The organism is Parabacteroides distasonis ATCC 8503 (assembly GCF_000012845.1).
GTDB lineage: Bacteria > Bacteroidota > Bacteroidia > Bacteroidales > Tannerellaceae > Parabacteroides > Parabacteroides distasonis.
The window spans coordinates 2,490,700-2,510,872 of the sequence record NC_009615.1 but is presented as its reverse complement, the minus strand read 5'-3'; the positions used below and the strand labels follow the sequence as shown (position 1 = coordinate 2,510,872).

The window sequence follows — 20,173 nt, the reverse complement described above, 5'->3', positions numbered from 1 at the left end:
AACTTCACAAACCCCTCGGTTGCGAAAATGTGCATAGTAACAGGTTTATTTACTGTATTCTCCATGATTCTCTTTTCTGAATAATGTTCCGATATGGCGTTTTAGAAACATCTTGAAAGCATGCTCTTTCATCCCGTAACTTTCAGCAATGCTGATACCTTCTGCCGTTGTAAATCTGTGAGGCAGATTCAGGTATATGTTGCGGTGCAATTCGCTCAACTGTTCCTGACTGACGGCAGTCTGCACTTTTACGGCTGTTGTCCGAAAATACTCGGCCAGCAGGATGGCACGGTTCACGCTTTCAAGGTCAATCGTAGTCTTATCGCACTCTCCGCAAGTCCATCGGGCAAGCTGTATAATCAGACAAAACCGGATAATGTAGATTTCCAGTTTGCAGTAAATACCGACCAAAGCATCGTTGGTTTCCATATCACATTGGCGGGCATTTTCATGCTGCCAACCGTAAAGCCGTTGCTTGGCGTCTTCATCAAATGGCAGGCATTGAGACTGCAACTCATTATTCTCGTCATGCGGACAATCTTGTGCGATCAGCTTATCGATAATCTGTTGCCACTGGATTTCCAATTCTTCAGGAGTTTCCCGGTCGTTCCATCTGCTTTTCAAGACAGATTCAGGCATCACGAAAAGAATACGATCAATAAAACCGTTACTCGAACGCTCGCCCTTGACCAGTTCGCCTAGAATTTTCTTTTGGATGGTACCGATAACGGAGATATAGGGACGTCTGATAAAAATGGAACTTTGCGTACTCTTGCGATCGGAAATCGTAGGCTTGGCATTGAACACTGAAAGCCAGAACTGTTCTTCCGAACCGTTGTTGTAACGGTTGAAATTCTTGAACCAGGCAGATAGCTCGTCCGACCAAAGGCAGAGTCCTCTAGGATTCTGAGCATGTATCAGGCTCAATCCTTCGGGAGTGATGTCCGAAACAAGAAAGCGTCTGCGCACGGGAGCCTGCGGAAACTCATCCAAACCAGCTTCCATGCGTTCCTTTTTGCTCATGGACATAGTGCGTTCATACTCGGCAGACAATTTCTGATACTCCTGATTCTGACAATAGTCATGTTCAATGAACGGCTGGAAAGCGAAACTCAGCGGATGACTTTTATTGGCTCCAGGACGTCCAATCAGTGCCATGTACAGAATAGGACTTTCCAGCCAGTTGCGCTTCACCTGCACCAGATGGGAGTTGCCAATCCCCACGGCAATGGCTGCAAGGATAGCCGCAGCAACATAATCCACGGGATAGCCCTGACAATCGTGCAAACTGCTGATGATACGCTGAATCCTGATAGGAAAGACTTCTATCGGGAACTTACCGCCGGACATCTTGGCTCCGATGCGCACAGCCTCGCCGATAATACCTTCTGCTGTTAATTTGGAGGTTTCCATAGCCGTGCAGATCAAAAGTTATAACCTCCCTTTGGTTTGCGTTTCGCTCCATGTACTATCTCCGCAGCCTGTTCCTGAAGTGAGATGGCCTGCATCTGCTTGCGTCCTGACTCAATCCATTGCAGCAGCTCATCTTCATAGAAGTAGAGTTTCTTACCTTTTTTATAGGCTGGAATCAGTCCTTTACGCGCAAGCGTGTAAATGGTAGGCTTTGCCTTTCGTGTGATTTTACAGGCTTCGTCAATTTCAATAAGACGGTGTTTGTCGGAAGAAGCCTGCGGTTGCAGTGCCGCCACCATTTGCCGGATTTGTTCCATCTGTTCTGTGAGATAACCTACCGCCTGCGGCAGCTTATCAAATGTGATTTGTTCGTTTGCCATACGTACTCGTTTTTAATTGTTCGCTGGCAAAGGAAATTGGTGTTTTGATGGTGGGAAACATCACCGGAATATAACTGTGAGATAACTTTTGGTGGTGATAGATTGTTTATACTATTTATTTTCATAACTTTGTAACTGACATGCCATTAAATTTATAGAGCTATGAATAGTAAAGAACAAAAATTAGCAGTACTTATTGATGCAGACAATGTTCCATACGCCAATATTAAAGGAATGTTAGAAGAAATTGCAAAGTATGGGATATTAACAATTAAGCGAATATATGGAGATTGGACAAAACCTACAGTTGCAGGTTGGAAATCTATATTATTGGATTATGCAATTACTCCGATTCAACAATACAGTTATACCACTGGTAAAAATGCTACAGATTCTGCCATGATTATTGATGCAATGGATATTTTACATACAGATAAAGTCGATGGTTTTTGTATCGTTTCTAGTGATAGCGACTTCACACGTTTGGCTGTCAGATTACGAGAATCTGGAAAGTTCGTTCTTGGTATGGGGGAGAAGAAAACACCTAATCCTTTTATAGTTTCATGTGATAAATTCGTTTATATTGAAATCCTTGGTGGGGATATAAAAGATACTACGGATAATGAGTCTACAATTGCGCCTAAGGAAGATATTGTTGAATTATTGAAGCAATCAATTAATGATTTAGCCGATGATAATGGGTGGGCATTCTTAGCTAATGTTGGTAGTTTAATGTTGAAGAAAAAACCTGATTTTGATTCAAGAAATTATGGTTTCCTTAAGTTGACAGCATTGATAGAGAAATACAGTGACAAATTCGAAATTGAAAAAAGGGACACTAACATTCCAAGTATTAAGCATGTATATGTAAAGAATAAAATATAATTATTCTATTTTCTTATTCAATATAATTTTACATTTAGATTCTGTATGTGACATTTTACGCTCAATAGTCGAAATTTCCAAGTCACGAAGGGCATCGGCAAAGACCTTTTTGATAAAGATAGCAGTATGAATACGCTTTCTGCCAAAAGCCTTACCAATATTCCAACCAAAGTGCATAATATCAATACTTTTAAGTTGAGAGTCCACCTTTACAGGCGATATCTTTTGCAAGGTATCGCCTGTACTATATTCAGTAATGTATGCGCATAGGCGGTTGAGATCTTCTTCACTCATATAGGCAACCATTGTTTGCTTCGTATAGCTAATGACCTTTTCCAATTTGGTTTGAATAGCACGATTCTTTTTTGCGATAGAATTGGTTCGCAAAACTTCATATTCTGAAGGTTTAGAGATTGTTTCTTCAGCGGTAGGAGCAGACTCAATGATATCAGACGTAGTTTGGTTTGAATCTTTGCTTGTAGGGACTTCCGGAACAGAAACGGTATCATTGTGATTTTTCATCGTTTGAAAAGCAGAGAAACGCAATAGAAAAGTTTCTATGCGTGACAGTAGAAACTGATTAAAAGTTGTCTGTAAACTGGCATAAATCGCCATCAAGACAATTACTGTTGCAAAAAATGCAACACTACTACTGAAATCGTCAACGCCTTTGGATAAAACAAACTGCCGAGCTAAAACGCCAACGACAAGAGTGCCTACCAAGACAAGGGAATAGAGTGCTATATGTTCTATACTTTTCTGATTCATAGTGATATTTGCTAATTGTTTGTGCGCAAATATATGTCATTTCATAAATACCATGTTATAAATCCAAGAAAGTGGCAGCATTTGTCCTCGATATGGTACTTATTTCTATACCATCTATGCCACAATAGAATAAAAAAGAAGAGTCCAACTAGGTTTTAACCACATGTCGGACTCGTCTTACGTTACAGAGCTTTATACTATTTCAGTGAAATCTTATTCGCCGTCTCTCTCTTCTTGGAATTAACCAAATCAGCATAGATTTGAGTAGTGGTGACATTCTTATGCGTTAGCATCTTCGACACTGTGTAAATGTCTGTACCTAAAGAGATTTGGATGACGGCGTATGAATGACGAAAGCAGTGGAAGGTTATGTGTTTTCTGATTCCGGCTTCGGTAATCCATTGTTTCAAGGGATGATGGGTCATGGAGCGGGTTAAGCCTTTGAAGACTTTTCCGGTACTCCATTCGCCGCACAACTCCAGTGCCTCCTGACTGATGGGGAGTGTGGCCTCGGTTTCTGTTTTCTCGGTACAGATACGGATGTAATAGCCTTGGTCCGGGCCAACCTCAAAATCGCGCCAGTCCAGTTTCAGAATATCACTGATACGGAGGCCAGTCATGCAGGCAAACAGGGATGCCTGTTTCAAGACTGGAATCTTGCATGGTGTTGCTGCCAGTTTTTTGACTTCATCAAGTGTCAGATACTCTTTCTTGACTTCTTTCCATTCGATTTTTTCCAGAAAGTCGTTCAAGTTCTCGCGCAACATCTTTTCTTTATAGGCTATCTTCAACAGGGCTCGGAAGGTAGAATAATAACCGGCTGCCGAATTGCGTGAGATGTAAGCATTGGGATGATTGATCTGTTTGCATTTGAGCAGGTAATCCCTGAACTTCTCGCACAGTTCCACGGTGACATCGCCAAAGGTGCATTTGCCGCCGACAAATTTCTCGAAGTGGTTGTAAACACAATCCCATTTCTCATACTTTTCCCGTGCCTTAGTCCGGAAGTAGGCAAGGAAATCGACTTTTTGCTTGTTCTTGTCCAGGAACCCGAATTCTTCATTGATAAGCGACTGGACACGGATACAGCGGATAGCCTCTGCTTTGTTCAACATGTCTTGATTGAACATTCTTTGCTGCTCATTCTTAGGCTTGGCATAGATGTAGATGCCGAGGAATTCCCGGCGACTCATCTTCATCGTATAAGGATTGCGTATGGCAGGATAATAATCCAGATAAAGAGATATGCGGTCGTTACGCAATGGCTTTTGTCTCAAAGTTACGTTGGTGCATGTAAGTGTCATAGCTATATTGTTTTTTGATTAATACTTGTTTTTGTTGCAAATAAAATAGGTGTTCTAATGGTGGTATTTATCACCGGAAAATAACTTTCGGCTCATTCTATCTTTGGAGGCTCAAAGAACTTGTCCAGCTCTACCCGCAGGATCTTGGTATATTTACCGACTTTGATACGGGGAATATTATGGTATTTCACATAATGGTAGAGTTGGTCTCGTGTCAGATTGAATCGCTCCATCGCTTCGGCAATGGTGTAGTATTTGGGCTCTTCTGGAGCTATGAGACCTTTGGCAATGTCCACATGCTTCTTGGAGTAGTACACCATGATGCCAACCTTCTTCTTGGGAATAGCATTCTTTGATACAAAAGAATAAATGGCCGTTAGCGTCATGTCGAACTTCTCTTGCATGTCTTGCGTGCTGTACCATTCCTTGATTTCAGGATCAGGAGCTTTTTTTGCAAAATAGTCATCAATATGCTTTTTGCTCCAATAGGTTTTCCCACGGTTAAATGTCCGGGGTATATTATGCTCTTTAGCTATATGAAATATCCAGGAATCTTTGACACCGAATTTCTCTTTAATCTCATTGGTAGTATAGAAGTCTGTGATAGGAAGAGTGTCTTTAGGTTGTCGTTTCTTGTATGGGTTTCTTTTAAGCATCTCTTCTATATCGCTCTGCCGAACAAATGAAAGCCTACTGCTCAACTTATAAGCAGCAAGATGTCCTGTATAAATCATTTTATAAACAGCTTGCAGTGAAAGCCCCAACAAAGTAGCAGCCTGAGCGATTGACAAATATTCTTTGTCTTTAATATCCATCAAAGGCTTTTCACTCTTAACGATTTGAATCCTTTGCTCTTCCTGCTGAATCCGTTTTGCTCGTATGGCCTGTTTATAAGCCAAATTCGCGCATCTGTGTGAGCAGTATTTCGTAGTTACTTTTTGGGCTACGAATTCTTGACCACACCACTCACAAATCTTTTTAATTCTAATGTTGCTCTTTGCCATTTTACTTGAATTTTTAGGGTTTATTTCTCCTTGATTTCTCCAGTTTTATTCCACCATCTTAAACTATATTCAACCATATTCAACTTTCTCCACGACCTTGCCAACGATAATCCTCGGATTTTCGTGGTGAGGTACACAGGAGGTACAAAAAATGGCGTAAAAAGGCTTAGCAACGATTATCAACGATACTTGAGCAACAAAAAAGGCGCCCGTAAAGAGCGCCATATTAATCGATTATAATCAATCTAACTATTTAATAATCAGGTATTTACTTGCCGATGCAAAAATGCCGAAATATATTCCCCAGCACCTGATCTGTCGTAACCTCTCCTACGATATCCGATAAATGGAATATACACTCTCGTAAATCTTGCGAGATGAAATCCCCGGAAAGGCTGGAGTTCAAACCTTCTTGTACCCTATGTATAGCTTCCAGCGCATGCGTAAGTGCCTCGAAGTGGCGGACATTCGTTACGATGATGTCGCTTTGGTGGAGGGTGGGAATGGAAGAGACTTCCGTGAGGAGTTGTTGTAGCTCTGCGATATGCAGCTTGCTCTTGGCGGAAATAGCGATTTGATGCCAGCCTTCGGTGGGGAAAGAGAAGGTTGGGAGAGAGGATGTGGGTAATACATCGCATTTGTTCATCGCTAAGATAACAGACTTATTTGTTAATCTCGGAGCTATTTCTTGATAGAAAGCCTCGAAATCCTTGAGGTCACGGGTTAAGTCGTACATGAGGATGACGATTTGCGCTTGGTCTAGAGCCTTGAAACTACGTTCAATACCGAGAGCTTCGATCGCATCGCTTGTTTCACGGATACCGGCGGTGTCGATGAAACGGAAGAGTTGGCCGTTGATATTGATCGTATCCTCGATAACGTCACGGGTCGTTCCGTGGATGTCGCTGACGATCGCTTTATCCTCGTTCAACAAGGCGTTTAGTAAAGTAGATTTGCCGGCGTTCGTCTCACCGATGATGGCGACAGGAATACCGTTTTTGATAGCGTTACCTACGCTGAAAGATTGGGCGAGTTTGGAGATGACCTGTTCGATATGATCCGCAAGCGTGCGAAGCTCGCTACGATCAGCGAACTCTAATTCCTCATGGTCACTGAAATCCAGTTCCAATTCCATGAGAGAGGTGAAATGGAGCAGTTGGTTTCGAAGTTCGGCGAGTTCCCTGCTGAAACCACCTCGCATCTGGCTTAGAGCCAAACGATGTTGGCCGGCCGAAGTGGAGGCGATTAAATCCGCAACGGCCTCCGCTTGGCTAAGGTCCATCTTGCCATTCATGAAAGCACGTTGCGTATATTCACCCGGTTGCGCTATACGGCATCCGCTGGAGATAAGGGATTGCAGGATTTGTTGTTGGATATACGTCGAGCCGTGGCAGGTGATTTCCACCGTATCTTCCCCCGTGAAAGAATGGGGGGCACGGAAAACAGCGGCGATCACCTCATCTATGGTTTCGTCATTGTTACCGACGATGGAACCATACGTTAAGGTATAAGCCTTTTGGGTAGATAAACTTTTACCTGCCTTCTTCGGCCGGAATATCCGATCACAAATCTTGAAAGTATCCGGTCCGGAGACACGAATCACTGCGATTCCTCCTACTCCCGGAGCTGTAGATATAGCGCAAATTGTACTCATTCCGTCTATTAAACCGTTATTAATTCATACGCTTGAGAACCCAGTCCGATTTCTTCCGCATAACGTAGGCCGGCTTGCCAGTTCGTATCCGGATGAATCAAATGGAATTTATCCTCTCCCTCAAGGTGTTCGTGAGGATGAGTCTCGGCTAATTTATTACCTCCGATGATAGGAGCGTTGATAACCATATCGGCGCAAGCCTTATCCAAGGCCACCGGATCGAAAGACGCGGCGATCCCCAAATCAGGGATGATGGCGGCATCGTTATGATTCCAGCAATCGCATTCCGGAGATACGTTCATGATAAAACTAATATGGAAATGGGGCTTGTCTGCTAATACGGCTTTCGTGTACTCGTCGATCTTGTAATTCAATCGCTCGGAAGTATCACCTTCGCCCATTACGGCACCGTCGTACTGGCAAAGAGCCACACATTGCCCGCAACCTACACAACGCTCGTAATCAATTTCGGCCTTTCGGTTGTTATTCAAATGGATGGCATCGTGAGCGCAGTGCTTTACACAGATGTTACAGCCTTTACAAGCCTCCGTATCGATACGGGGTTGTGAGGCGCAATGTAATTCCAGTTTACCGCCTACGCTGGCGCATCCCATCCCGAGGTTTTTCAGCGCACCGCCGAAACCGGCTTGCTCGTGACCTTTGAAATGGTTCATGGAAATGATGATATCGGCATCGGCGATAGCGGCACCTATTTTCGGGGCCTTGCAATATTGCCCGTCAATCTCGATTTCCCGGTAGTCCGTACCTTTCACGCCATCGGCGATGATAACGTTGCAACCGGCGGACATGGGATTGAACCCATTTTCCATGGCGCTTTGAAGATGATCGACAGCGTTGGAGCGACGGCCCGAGTATAAGGTGTTACAATCGGTAAGGAACGGTTTTGCGCCTAATTCACGTAACAGGCTTACCAAGCGAGCGGCGTAATTAGGACGAATGTATGCCAAATTCCCCGGTTCGCCAAAGTGGATCTTAATGGCTACAAATTGATTTTTGAAGTCGATATTGGCGATACCGGCACGTTTTACCAGACGTTCCATCTTATCCAGCAGGTTGCTGCTGGGGGTCGTGCGTAAATTAGTAAAGTAGACTTTGGATGTATTCATCTTTTTATTGGTTTAGTGTTGACAAAGGTACGAAAAACACGGAACATTTTTTATATTCGCGTAAAACAGATTTGTATATGGACTTGCTTCAGCGGAATCATCAGCTATTGTTGAAAGGAATAAATTGTACATTCCTGCGTTATTTGCATGCACGGATAGAGTGGGAGGATCGGTTAATCGGCATCTTCGGCTCTCGAGGGGTTGGTAAGACTACCTTGTTGTTACAGCATATTAAGTTGAAATTTGAAGATTCACGGGAAGCCCTGTATGTGAATCTGGATGATTTCTGGTTTGAGACACATTCATTGACCGATGCGGTTAAAGAGTTCCTGCAAGCCGGTGGGCATTATTTGTTTTTGGATGAGATCCATTTCTATTCGGGCTGGATGGAAGAGGTCTCAACTTTATTGGATGCCAACTCCGCCTTAAAGATTGTTTTCGCTACCACTTCTTTGTACTCGCAGACAGAGGTGCGGAACGGGTTAAGGCATGAGGCTGCTTTTTATACCATGCATCCGATGTCGTTCCGTGAATTCCTTTCTTACGAAAGCATTCTGGATAAAGATCCCATTCCGTTGGAAGATATCTTAGCGAACCATCATGATTTGGTAAAGGAGATCAATGCGGAGATGAATATTGTGCCGATTTACCGGAACTATCTGGAACATGGATGTTATCCTTTTTATTGGCAAGACCCGGATATGTATTATTTCCGTCTGCAAGAATTAGTGAGAAAAGAGATTTGCCGGGATTTGCCTTCGGTGGTTTCTATTTCGATGAGTAATCTGGAACGAGCTCAAAAATATTTTATGATGGTGGCTGAGTCGGCTCCTTTACGTCCGAAATCGATTGATGTAACCCGTAAGATAAATATGCTTCGTCAGCAAAGCGATAGCCTGTTGCGTTTCTTCCATGATATGAGGCTTATTTATTACTCGGCAGACCAACTGGGAACCACTCCGGCCAAGCAGAAAGTCTTTATGGGGGATACCAACTTGCTGATCTCTTTTTTCGGAGATAAGGAGAATCGGCAATTGATGTGTGAAACCTATTTCTTAAGCCAGATGCGTTCCGTGGCGAACGTGGAATTCATGGTGAACGGGGATTTCTTGATTGGCGGTAAATATATCTTCGCCGTAGGTGATCCCTTAAGGGGGTATGATCGCCTCCGCTTCGTACCCGACGCTTATGCGGCTATCTACGGATTACCGAAAAGCGTGTTTAACCGTATGCCGGCATGGATATTAGGATTTAGTTATTGAGAATTTAAAAATAGGATTGCTATGTTAGAATGCATGAAGAATAGAAGAAGTATCCGTAAATATACGGATCAGGATATCCCGGAGTCTTTGCTGAATGAATTATTGGAAGTGGCTACTCGTGCCTCGAATACAGGAAATATGCAATTGTATAGTGTCGTGGTTACCCGCGACCCTGCGAACAAGGAGAAACTGGCTCCGGCTCATTTTAACCAGCCGATGATTACGGGGGCGCCTGTCGTACTTACTTTTTGTGCGGACGCGAACCGTTTTGTTAAATGGGCGGAGTGCAGGAAAGCGGAGGCCGGATTCGACAATTTGCAAACGTTTATCGCTTCGACGATAGATGCGATGTTGTTCGCCCAGAGTTTCTGTAATGCCGCTGAGGAAAAAGGCTTAGGCATTTGCTATCTGGGTACGACGGCTTATAATGCGGACCAGATCATTGAGGCGCTTTCTCTTCCCCGTCTGGTTGTCCCGATCGTTACGGTTACGGTGGGTTATCCGGCAGAGCCTATACCCGCTCAAGTAGAACGTTTACCATTGGCAGCTGTGGTACAAAACGAGACTTATACGGACTTTACTCCAGCTTCCATCGATGCCTTGTATGGCGAGAAAGAGGCATTAGAGGTGAATAAACAGTTTGTGAGGGAGAATAATAAGGAAACACTGGCGCAGGTCTTTACGGACGTACGCTATACGAAGAAGAATAGTGAATATTTCTCCGAGGTGCTTTTGAAGGTATTGAAACAACAAGGATTCATGAAGTAAGTCCCAGTACTTCTACCTTATAGTTGATAAAGAGTCCACTCTCGAGTACGCCTGTAATCGACTTGAGGGTGGATTCTGTATTTTCAGGGATGTAGTCCATCCATACGTCAAGGATCATATTGCCATTCTCGGTAATGATCGGTCCATCCTTACCTTGCCCCATACGAAGTTTTATCTCACGGGGGTTCAAGCGATGGAGCCTGTCTTCTACATGGGTGAGGGCTTCCGGAAAAATCTCTACTGGGATCGGGAATTTAGCTCCCAACCTCTCCACTTTCTTGGAAGGATCGACGAGTATATAGGTCTGCGGACTGGAACTGATCAATAGTTTTTCCTTGAACATGGCGCCTCCACGCCCTTTGATCAAGTTAAAATGGGAATCTACCTCATCCGCCCCATCGAAGGTCCAGTCCGGCTTGTGGGAAAACAGGCTGGTAACCGGAATGCCTAGCTGGGCGCAAGTCATCCGGATTTCTAATGAAGTGGGGATCGCCAAGATGGAAAGATGTTCCATTCGGATACGTTCCGCTATGCGAGTCAACGCTAGATAGGAGGTCGAACCGGAGCCAACGCCTATGACTTGTCCGTTTTCGACTTTAGATGCGATAAGATCCGCTATCTTTATTTTATCTTCCTTATGGGAGATCTGATTTCCCCATTCCAACGTATCGATTAATGAATGATCCCACTTCATGGTCTTGATATTATTATATACGGTCTAATACAGTTTCAATCAGTTTCTCCAAAGAACCTTTATAATCCGTATTCATATGATTATCCACACGTCCGGCGATAATACAGCATACGGTCATTGCCCGGTGTCCCATAAGGGCGGCCAGACCTGCTAAAGAGGAGCTCTCCATCTCGAAGTTCGTAATCTTTCGCCCGTTGTAATCGAAAGCCTCTATTTTCCGGTTCAATTCCGGATCGGTCAAGGGCAATCGGAGCTCACGTCCTTGCGGCCCGTAGAAGCCATTGGCCGCAATAGTCGTTCCCCGGATAATATCATTACGGGTGATTTGCTCGATCAACGATGGATCTGCCGATACGACATAAGGCCATATGCCGCTAAGCCGCCAATCAAGCTGCTTTATTAATTCAGACTCCAAGTCTGCGTCACGAACGGTATTACTATTTGCGTAGAAATAAATGACCCCGTCGAATCCGATCGATTTCTCCGCTGCCACATAAGTCCCGATCGGGACAAATGGCTGTAACCCTCCGGAAGTCCCGATACGAACCAGGGAAAGTTGCTTGAATTCCGGCTTGATCGTACGGGTTGAGAAGTCTATATTAGCGAGAGCGTCTAGCTCATTTAATACGATATCGATATTATCTGTGCCGATGCCATGGGATACAACCGTGATACGTTTTCCCTTGTACTGGCCCGTGATGGTATGAAACTCCCGGCTGGAAACCTCACATTCCTGAGAATCAAAATAGGAAGCGACGGTTGTAACCCGTGCGGGATCACCAACAAGTACCACACGATCCGCAAGTTGCTCCGGTTTTAAATGCAGATGGAAAACACTGCCATCTGAATGGATCACTAATTCTGAAGCGGGGATTGTTCTCATATTCAATCAGATAATTAAGTTTATATTATAATCATGAAAGGGCAAGGTATGAACCCTGCCCTTGGAGATAGTTCTATTTATATAACTATTTTAGTCCTTTAATGGTTTTGATGGAGCACCGGTCGGTTTAGCTATCGCTTCACGCATAGAAGTGTCCGCCTCGATGTTCTTCATCTTGTAATAGTCCATTACGCCTAGGTTTCCTGTGCGGAAAGCGTCTGCCATTGCCTTGGGAACTTCCGCTTCTGCCTCGATCACCTTGGCACGGGCTTCTTGAGCTTTCGCCTTCATCTCTTGCTCGAGGGCGACAGCCATCGCACGACGTTCCTCGGCTTTCGCCTGAGCGATATTCTTATCCGCTTGAGCTTGGTCCATTTGCAAGAAAGCGCCGATGTTCTTACCTATATCGATATCGGCGATATCGATGGAAAGGATTTCGAAAGCTGTTCCGGCGTCAAGCCCTTTGCGAAGCACTAATTTCGAGATGGAATCCGGATTTTCCAATACAGTCTTATGGCTTTCGGATGAACCAATGGAAGATACGATACCTTCACCTACACGGGCTAAGATCGTCTCTTCTCCTGCACCACCCACTAATTGCTTGATATTCGCACGAACGGTGACACGTGCCTTGGCGATTAACTGGATTCCGTCTTTCGCAACCGCTGTTACCGGAGGGGTATCGATCACTTTCGGATTTACCGACATTTGTACAGCCTCGAATACGTCACGTCCGGCCAAGTCGATAGCGGTAGCCATCTGGAAAGGAAGGTCGATATTCGCTTTTGAAGCGGAAACCAGCGCATGCACTACTTTCTCGACATGTCCACCCGCTAAATAGTGCGCTTCCAGCTCGTCGCGTGTAAGCGTCTTTATTCCTGCCTTATGCGCTTCGATCATCGCACGAGTGATGATGTAGGGAGGAACCTTTCGGATACGCATCAAGAATAACTGGATCAAGGAGATATTGACTCCCGATACTTTGGCCGAGATCCATAACAGGAACGGCACATAATAGAAAAAGATTGCCAGCAGAAGTACTGCGGCCCCCAATAGGATAAGTGGCAAAAAGGTTATTTCCATATATATAAAATTAAGCGTGAATATTTGTTTCTTCTTTAGGACGGACAATTACGTTGTAACTGTCTACCCTGATCACTACGATCGGCGTGTTCTCATCGATTAATTCGTCTTGAGATTTCGCTTCCACGTTAATACCTTTAATCCGGGCCTTGCCGATAGGGGCTAAGCGTGAGAGCGTGATCCCCTCGTCTCCGGGTTCTATTCCGAGATCCCTGCTGGATGTCAGCTTGGAATCAATATCTGTCTTTAAAGCGATCTTGTTAAAAGACCGGGAACGCAATAACCAAGCGAAGATTACTCCGAATGCAATGATTGATAAGGATAAAGTCAGATGCCCTACCCACATACCTACCGTATAAGCGAAAACGACTCCGCCGATAGCGAAAATAGCCCCGCCTATACCCGCGAGTGTTATTCCCGGAAGAAGGAATATCTCCGCCAGTATCAGTAGGATGGCCGCTACCATGAGGAAGACGATGATGGCTATGTCCAGTAGCATAGTTCTTCTTATTTATGGTTGTTTCTTAGGTATACGATCTCTGCGTTACGTGCCTTTTTCTCCCATTCGTCCGGTTGGCCGAGCAGGTTGTTTAACTTTTCTTCCGTATCAAGAATCGTAGGCTTCAGTTGTTCTCGCTTCGCCTTGTTCCCTTTGATGTAGCTGGCTCGTAAGCTCTCTAGTTTCTCATTTAACTCCTTGATCTGTTTATGGATGGAAACTACTTTCTCATAGTAGTTCTTCGCTTCCGGACTTTGGATATCGTCCAAGGTGTAATAAACGATATCATTATGGATCGGGAACGTGAAATCTTTCTTTATCTCTATACGTCCATAAGGAATCTCGGTATGAGCTAAATGAATAAGCTCTTCGTAATTCGATCCGGGTTTCCATGAATCCTTGATCGAGGCAATAGAGGCCCGGGCACGTTTTAGTTCGATATCCTCGCTATCTACTCGCTCGCGGTTGTCATTCGGAATGAATAGGTATACACAAACTTTTCCTTCCGGTTGATAGCGGTCGGAAACGAACCATCCCAATTGCTTGGCTTCGTCGATCACCATCATGTAATCGTTAAACGGGGAGTTATAGGGCATGCCCAATTGCTCCGGTGTAAGATAAGTATCGGAATTGATGTTGTAACGAGTGACGAATAAATCATATCCGCCCAGAGAGCTGTTCCCTTTGGATGCGTAATAAATCGTTACGCCATCGGATAGCACGAATGGATACCCATCGTCGGCGTCACTATTGATATTCATCGGTAACTGTTTCTCGTCTCCCCATTGATCTATGAGCTTGGATTGGGTAAAAAGACAATTGTGGTTACCGTCTGTCGAGTGGGCGTAATAAATCTTATCCTCCTTCTGGTTCATGTATACCGATGAGTTGCCCGGATCGTTAGTCTGGAAGAAATCTTGGTAAGTGGTCAACGTACCGCTTTCCTCGCTTAAGGTATAGGCTGATAAGAAATTATCTTTATCAACGACCAAGCTATCGATAATCTGGACATTCTCTACCTTATCAAGCATACGGCTTGCTTTGTTCGCCAAGTCCATACGGATCTGGTAAGGCTCCACATCTTGTTTCTTTTTTGTTAGGAGGGTGATGTATTCGTCGAACATCTCCTCGGCTTCGTTAAAACGATAGGTCTGGTAGTATACTTCTCCAAGGTATCGATAAGCGTCTTGTACCCTACGCTTTACGGCGACCTTAAGATGTTTCTCCGCTCCTGCTAAATCTCCGGTCTCGAAACAGCAAACACCATACCATTGATTATAAGAGGCATTGCTTGGCGCTTGTTTCACTAGTTTCTCGAACACAGGTTTGGCTTCTGCGTATTTCCCATCGTTATATAATTTTTTTGCCTGATCAAGACTTTGCGCATGTAGTTGCATTCCTCCGCATATGAGTGTAACTCCTAGCGTATAAAGCAGCTTTTTGGATAACCGTTTCATTTTGTCTATTCTAGATTATATATAGTTATGCAGTTTCAAAGATAAGAATATTTTTGTAGAGGCATACAAATCGAAAAGATAAATATATAATTTTGCGCCCGTAAAGGAAGTATATGGCAAAATTGACAGAGGACGAACGTTTGTTTCGCAAGATAGAGGATAAGATAAAGAGAGCGATTTTCGACTATGGCTTGATCAATGATGGCGACCGGATCTTGGTCGGGTTGTCCGGAGGAAAAGATTCCTTGGCCTTGGTGGATTTACTGGGGCGCAGGTCGAAAATCTATTGTCCTCGGTTTGAGGTCGTGGTAGCGCATATCGTGATGACGAATATCCCTTATTGTTCGGATCGGGAATATCTTAGAAGTTGCGCGGAGGAGCATGATTTGCCTTTCATTGTCCATGAGACAAGTTTCGATCCTTCTACGGACACTCGCAAATCCCCCTGCTTTTTATGCTCTTGGACTCGCCGGAAAGCTTTGTTTGAGATCGCTAAGGCGCATAAATGCAATAAGATCGCTTTAGGCCATCATCAAGATGATATCCTTGAGACGCTGTTGATGAACCTGACCCACCAAGGGGCTTTCGGGACAATGCCTCCCCGGTTGAGAATGGATAAGTTTGATATGGAGATCATCCGTCCGATGTGTCTGGTGGAAGAGAGGGAGTTGATTCAGGTCGCCGCATGGAAAGGGTACCGGAAACAATTGAAGAACTGTCCTTATGAGTCGGGTTCCAGTCGTTCGGATATGAAAGAGCTGCTGAGAAGTCTGGAAGCGATCAATCCGGAGGCTCGTTACAGTCTTTGGGGGAGCATGACGAATATACAAGAAGATTATTTACCTCGAAAAATAAGATAATATGCAAAGTGTTTATACGATTTTATTGTTGATCGTGTCTAATATTTTTATGACATGCGCTTGGTATGGTCATTTGAAGATGAAGCAACAGTTTAGCTGGTTCGAGCATCTTCCTTTGTTTGGCGTAATCCTGTTTAGTTGGTTTCTCGCTTTTTTTGAGTATTGTTTCCAAGTACCGGCGAATCGCATCGGTTTCCGGGATAACGGGGGGCCGTTCAACTTGATTCAATTGAAAGTGATCCAAGAGGTGATTACGTTGGTGGTATTCGTGGCCTTCAGTACCATCGCTTTTAAGGGGGAGTCGTTTAAATGGAACCATGCGCTTGCTTTCGTATTCTTGGTCGCGGCGGTTTATCTGGTTTTCAAGAAATAAAGTCGTTGCGTTTGACTTTTATAATCAGCGGAAAACCTTGATGCCTATTGTAAGATGCTTACAATGCCTATTCAAGCATGTTTATAATGCCCATTGTAAGCACCTTATAATGGGCATTGTTAAAACGCTATATGATCTGTTGGCTCAGATGTGTAAATATAGCTTCGGTCTCATCCGGATGGAACCATGTTATTTCTGGGTCCCGTTTAAACCAAGTCATTTGCTTCCGGGCGTAGACCCGGGAGTTTCGTTTGATTTTCTCCACGGCGAGGTCTAATGTCCATTCTCCGCTGAAGTAATTGAATAATTCTTTATAACCTACCGTGTTCAAGGAATTCAAATGACGGAAGGGATAAGCCCGGCGAGCCTCTTCCAATAATCCTTCGCTCATCATTTGATCTACACGTTGGTTGATGCGGTCGCATAATTCGTCACGATCTCTATTAAGCCCTACTTTGATGATCCGGAATGGACGCTCTTTCTTAATGTTCGTGCGGAAGGAGGAGTAAGGCTTGCCTGTCATCCGGCAAATCTCTACGGCATGGATCACTCGTTTGTAATTATTCCGGTCCACTTCCTCGTAATGAACGGGGTCTGCTTCTTTTAATTCAGCGAGGATAGGGGCTAGTCCCTCGGTTTCAAATTGCATGTATAGGGCATCCCGGATCTCCGGTGTAACCGTCGGGATATCGTCAATACCTTTACATACGGCGTCGATGTACATCATAGAGCCTCCGGTCATTACGACGGTCGGGATCGTTTTATGTAATTCGGATAGGAGGGAGACCACATCTTCCTCGAAGTTGCTGGCGCTGTAATAATCGGTAAGCGAGAGAGTGCCTACCATATAATGCTTGACACGTGCCATTTGTTCCGGTGTAGGGGCAGCCGTGCCGATCGGAAGGTCTTTATAGAGCTGACGGGAGTCGGAAGAGATAATCGGAGAGCCGAAACGTTCCGCCACTTGGAGGCTTAACTCGGTCTTTCCGACTCCTGTCGGCCCAAGTAATATAACGAGGGAATTCATCAAAAGCGCTCGTCGTCGTAAGGATTATCCATCGGGCCTTCGCCTAAACCGTCGAAGCCGCTTTTGTCTAATTCGTCCATATCGTATTCGGAATCCCCGTAAAAATCTTCTCCTACGTCCGTACTGCCGTTCTTAGCCTCGAACTCATCGAAAGAAACTATTTGGGCGGGAGGCGTACCTACCGATTTGCTGCAAATAGGAGCATCCAAGTCTTTTCCCGGAACGATCTCACGAAGTTCCATGAAGAAGGCACGTTCGGTCATATAATCGAAAACGAAAAGTAGTTTTTGGTGCTCGTCTTCCAACAATTCTTCCAGTTGAGTATCGGCCATGACATAGCTGTCTTCCTCGGAAGAGGTATCCATCTCCACTAATGTGATCTCTGTCTTTTTACTCCAGTCATCGTCACATATGAAGAAAGAGGTCATTTGATCCTTTGTATAACCTACAGAGTCGAGAATGGCGTTTTGCAAATCCAAGAAAGTAGACTCGGAATCAATCTTGATCTCGCGCTTGAAGTCATCTGCTTCATCTGATAGGATTAGAAATCTAAATAGCATAGTCGTTTAGTTTTATTATTGCCTCAAAAGTAGTAAAAATATGGATATACCCAATATACGTCGCTATAAATAATGAAAGAGGGTGCGCGTCTGATCCCTGTATGGGATTTCTTCTGAACCTGAGGCGACCGTCGTAGCTTCGTCTTCAACCTTCGTCAAAGAGACGGAACCTGCGGCTGAGATATTAGTGGCAGTTGTCACCTTGAATAGGTAATTGTAATATGGGTAAATAATAAAAATCACAGTATCAGATATCAATCTTTTGCATTTCGCCCGAAAAGACATATCTTTACGACACCGCCCGCTATTGGGCCGTAACTTAAAACCTATCAACTATGGATAAAAAAGAGGAGGATCAACGCATGAAAGAATTAAAAGACCGATACATACGTTTCGATTGGGCGATCAAGAGACTGCTCCGGCAAAAAGCCAACTTCGGTGTGCTGGAGGGTTTTCTCACGGTTTTTCTTGGAGAGAAGATTACCATCGTGGAGCTACTGGAGAGCGAGGGTAATCAACTGTCTGAGGATGACAAGTTCAACAGGGTGTACGCCAAGGCACTTAACGACAAGGGCGAGATCATCATCGTGAAAATATAAAATATTCGCAAGCTATATTATCTCGAACAGGTACTCTATGGCGTAGCGAAAACCATAACCGAGTACATATCACTGGGCGAGGACTACCACAAGGTTAAGAAAATATACTCAATCAACATATTCTACTTCGACATCGGACGGGGAGAGGACTACCTTTATCACGGGCAGAATCATTTCATCGGCGTACATACCAAGGATCAATTGGTAGTCAACACGAAAGAGAGGAGCGTAATTGTCTCCAAGCTATCCCCCGAGATTTTCCCCGAATATATACTCATACGGACCAATAAGTTCGATAAGATAGCCGTCACTCCCCTAGAAGAATGGATGGACTACCTTAAAAGAGGAACAATTCGTCCTGACACCATGACTCCGGGATTAGGCGAGGCTCGAGAAAAATTGAGATACTACTCCATGCCCCCCGAGGATAGATACGCTTACGACGAACACCTGAATGCGGTCATGATACAAAATGACGTATTGGATTCGGCGAAGCTTGAAGGATACCTGGAAGGACTAGCGGAAAGTAGAGCGGAAAATAAGGAGAAAGGTAAGGCGAAAGGACTGGCAAAAGGCGAGACAGAAGCGAACCTCGAAAACGCCAAGAAGATGAAAGCCATGGGGATCGATCTTGAAATGATCCGGCAGATCACGGGAATTACCCTATAAATAACCTTTTGGTGACATAAATAGCGAATCGGCGCAAACCCCTCATTGTAAGATGTGGATTTGCGCCGATTTGTTTTTGGTTGTCCGGATGTTTGTGTCGCTTATTCGTCGATCGAACCTCTTACGATACCCCGGCTGGAAGACTTGATGAAATTGAGGATCAAATCCCGTTCCTCGCTAGGCTCGTACTCGGTCTCGATCGCTTTCAGCGCCTCCGTATTATTCAAGCCTCGGGTATACAGCGTGCGATAGATGTCTTGAATCAAGAATACCTGCTGATTCGTGAATCCCCGGCGACGTAAACCTACGATATTGATACCGCAATAAACGATCGGATCACGGCCGATCAAGGTATAAGGAGGGATATCTTTTCCGATACGAGAACCGCCTTGTACCATCACGTGCTTGGATATACGCGTGAACTGATGCACCAAGGAACCTCCGCTTACGATAGCGAAATCATCAATCTCTACCTCCCCGGCGATTTGCGAAGCGTTACCGATGATAATATGGTCTTTTAAGACGCAATCATGGGCCACGTGCGAATAAGCCATGATTAAGCAATTGCGACCTACCACGGTCTTACCTTTGGAAGCGGTACCCCGGTTGATCGTCACGCATTCGCGAAGCGTCGTGTTATCTCCGATTTCCGCCGTCGTGGTTTCCCCCGCGAATTTCATGTCTTGAGGGATACCGGCAACGACCGCTCCCGGGAAAATATTGCAATTTTTACCAATCCGTGCGCCATCCAAGATAACGGCGTGAGAATATATATGGCAATTATCACCGATTACGACATCTTTCTCAATCACGGCAAACGGATCGATAGTTACATTCTGGCCGATCTGGGCCTCTGGATGAACGACTGCTAGAGGAGATATATTCATTATCGTACTTTATCTTA

Annotated in this window: 22 protein-coding genes; 7 read left to right on the top strand and 15 right to left on the bottom strand. The window is 44.6% G+C overall.

All coding sequences use genetic code 11. The features are described from left to right. Window positions 1-45: 45 nt before the first annotated feature. A complete protein-coding gene (locus BDI_RS10645; RefSeq protein WP_011966707.1) occupies window positions 46-1,413 on the bottom strand; it encodes a DUF3987 domain-containing protein in 1,368 nt (455 codons plus the stop codon). Window positions 1,414-1,424: 11 nt separating this feature from the next. Beyond that, entirely contained in the window at window positions 1,425-1,793 is a 369-nt protein-coding gene (locus BDI_RS10640) for a helix-turn-helix domain-containing protein (protein ID WP_011966706.1), read from the bottom strand. 162 nt (window positions 1,794-1,955) lie between these two features. Here BDI_RS10640 and BDI_RS10635 point away from each other — a divergent pair, with 162 nt between their 5' ends. Next, window positions 1,956-2,678 (top strand): NYN domain-containing protein, encoded by a 723-nt coding sequence (locus tag BDI_RS10635; RefSeq protein ID WP_011966705.1) that lies wholly within the window; start codon window positions 1,956-1,958, stop codon window positions 2,676-2,678. On the opposite strand, the gene BDI_RS10630 is transcribed toward BDI_RS10635, so the two are convergent. The 5 genes from BDI_RS10630 to BDI_RS10610 form a co-directional block, all read right to left on the bottom strand. After that, window positions 2,679-3,446 carry a hypothetical protein gene (locus BDI_RS10630; protein WP_011966704.1) on the bottom strand — a complete coding sequence of 256 codons (768 nt, stop codon included), beginning with the start codon at window positions 3,444-3,446 and terminating at the stop codon, window positions 2,679-2,681. It lies immediately after the preceding gene. 197 nt (window positions 3,447-3,643) lie between these two features. Further along, window positions 3,644-4,750: a site-specific integrase gene (locus BDI_RS10625; RefSeq protein WP_011966703.1), complete on the bottom strand. Its 1,107-nt coding sequence runs from the start codon at window positions 4,748-4,750 to the stop codon at window positions 3,644-3,646. 92 nt (window positions 4,751-4,842) lie between these two features. Then, window positions 4,843-5,754, bottom strand: a complete 912-nt coding sequence (locus tag BDI_RS10620) for a helix-turn-helix domain-containing protein (protein ID WP_011966702.1) — start codon at window positions 5,752-5,754, stop codon at window positions 4,843-4,845. Window positions 5,755-6,022: 268 nt separating this feature from the next. Continuing rightward, window positions 6,023-7,408, bottom strand: coding sequence for a tRNA uridine-5-carboxymethylaminomethyl(34) synthesis GTPase MnmE (mnmE, locus tag BDI_RS10615; RefSeq protein WP_011966701.1), 1,386 nt, complete (start codon window positions 7,406-7,408; stop codon window positions 6,023-6,025). 8 nt (window positions 7,409-7,416) lie between these two features. Further along, the gene (locus tag BDI_RS10610) at window positions 7,417-8,535 is read right to left on the bottom strand and encodes a DUF362 domain-containing protein (protein ID WP_008780034.1); all 1,119 of its coding nucleotides are present in this window, start codon (window positions 8,533-8,535) and stop codon (window positions 7,417-7,419) included. 77 nt (window positions 8,536-8,612) lie between these two features. On the opposite strand from BDI_RS10610, the gene BDI_RS10605 reads away from it, so the two are divergent. Next, window positions 8,613-9,797: an ATP-binding protein gene (locus BDI_RS10605; RefSeq protein WP_041525667.1), complete on the top strand. Its 1,185-nt coding sequence runs from the start codon at window positions 8,613-8,615 to the stop codon at window positions 9,795-9,797. A 21-nt stretch (window positions 9,798-9,818) separates the two neighbouring features. Then, window positions 9,819-10,565 (top strand): nitroreductase family protein, encoded by a 747-nt coding sequence (locus BDI_RS10600; protein WP_011966699.1) that lies wholly within the window; start codon window positions 9,819-9,821, stop codon window positions 10,563-10,565. On the opposite strand, the gene rpiA is transcribed toward BDI_RS10600, so the two are convergent. The 5 genes from rpiA to BDI_RS10575 all read right to left on the bottom strand — a co-directional run bounded on the left by rpiA (window position 10,555) and on the right by BDI_RS10575 (window position 15,181). Continuing rightward, entirely contained in the window at window positions 10,555-11,259 is a 705-nt protein-coding gene (gene rpiA / locus BDI_RS10595) for a ribose 5-phosphate isomerase A (protein WP_011966698.1), read from the bottom strand. The genes BDI_RS10600 and rpiA overlap by 11 nt on opposite strands. A gap of 13 nt (window positions 11,260-11,272) precedes the next feature. Next, on the bottom strand, window positions 11,273-12,142 hold the full coding sequence (locus tag BDI_RS10590; protein ID WP_011966697.1) for a nucleoside phosphorylase: 870 nt from the start codon (window positions 12,140-12,142) through the stop codon (window positions 11,273-11,275). Window positions 12,143-12,232: 90 nt separating this feature from the next. Then, window positions 12,233-13,225: a flotillin-like protein FloA gene (gene floA / locus BDI_RS10585; RefSeq protein ID WP_008780036.1), complete on the bottom strand. Its 993-nt coding sequence runs from the start codon at window positions 13,223-13,225 to the stop codon at window positions 12,233-12,235. A 10-nt stretch (window positions 13,226-13,235) separates the two neighbouring features. After that, window positions 13,236-13,724 (bottom strand): NfeD family protein, encoded by a 489-nt coding sequence (locus tag BDI_RS10580; protein WP_005854362.1) that lies wholly within the window; start codon window positions 13,722-13,724, stop codon window positions 13,236-13,238. Between the two features lie 8 nt (window positions 13,725-13,732). Further along, window positions 13,733-15,181, bottom strand: a complete 1,449-nt coding sequence (locus BDI_RS10575; RefSeq protein WP_011966696.1) for a tetratricopeptide repeat protein — start codon at window positions 15,179-15,181, stop codon at window positions 13,733-13,735. Between the two features lie 113 nt (window positions 15,182-15,294). Here BDI_RS10575 and BDI_RS10570 point away from each other — a divergent pair, with 113 nt between their 5' ends. Next, on the top strand, window positions 15,295-16,041 hold the full coding sequence (locus BDI_RS10570; RefSeq protein ID WP_005854364.1) for a tRNA 2-thiocytidine biosynthesis TtcA family protein: 747 nt from the start codon (window positions 15,295-15,297) through the stop codon (window positions 16,039-16,041). A 1-nt stretch (window position 16,042) separates the two neighbouring features. Continuing rightward, complete coding sequence (locus BDI_RS10565; protein ID WP_005854365.1) at window positions 16,043-16,414, top strand: DMT family protein; 372 nt, start codon at window positions 16,043-16,045, stop codon at window positions 16,412-16,414. A 127-nt stretch (window positions 16,415-16,541) separates the two neighbouring features. Here the strand turns inward: BDI_RS10565 and miaA are convergent, their stop codons facing one another. Beyond that, a complete protein-coding gene (gene miaA, locus BDI_RS10560; protein WP_011966695.1) occupies window positions 16,542-17,441 on the bottom strand; it encodes a tRNA (adenosine(37)-N6)-dimethylallyltransferase MiaA in 900 nt (299 codons plus the stop codon). After that, complete coding sequence (locus tag BDI_RS10555) at window positions 17,441-18,001, bottom strand: IS1096 element passenger TnpR family protein (protein WP_005854369.1); 561 nt, start codon at window positions 17,999-18,001, stop codon at window positions 17,441-17,443. The genes miaA and BDI_RS10555 overlap by 1 nt, the downstream gene beginning before the upstream one ends. 335 nt (window positions 18,002-18,336) lie before the next feature. On the opposite strand from BDI_RS10555, the gene BDI_RS21195 reads away from it, so the two are divergent. Together BDI_RS21195 and BDI_RS10545 are read left to right on the top strand one after the other, a co-directional pair. Beyond that, complete coding sequence (locus BDI_RS21195) at window positions 18,337-18,600, top strand: hypothetical protein (RefSeq protein WP_011966693.1); 264 nt, start codon at window positions 18,337-18,339, stop codon at window positions 18,598-18,600. A gap of 3 nt (window positions 18,601-18,603) precedes the next feature. Further along, window positions 18,604-19,269, top strand: a complete 666-nt coding sequence (locus tag BDI_RS10545; protein ID WP_049762314.1) for a PD-(D/E)XK nuclease family transposase — start codon at window positions 18,604-18,606, stop codon at window positions 19,267-19,269. A gap of 101 nt (window positions 19,270-19,370) precedes the next feature. Here BDI_RS10545 and lpxA read toward each other — a convergent pair whose 3' ends face one another. Further along, entirely contained in the window at window positions 19,371-20,156 is a 786-nt protein-coding gene (gene lpxA / locus BDI_RS10540) for an acyl-ACP--UDP-N-acetylglucosamine O-acyltransferase (protein WP_009018102.1), read from the bottom strand. Between the last annotated feature and the right edge of the window lie 17 nt (window positions 20,157-20,173).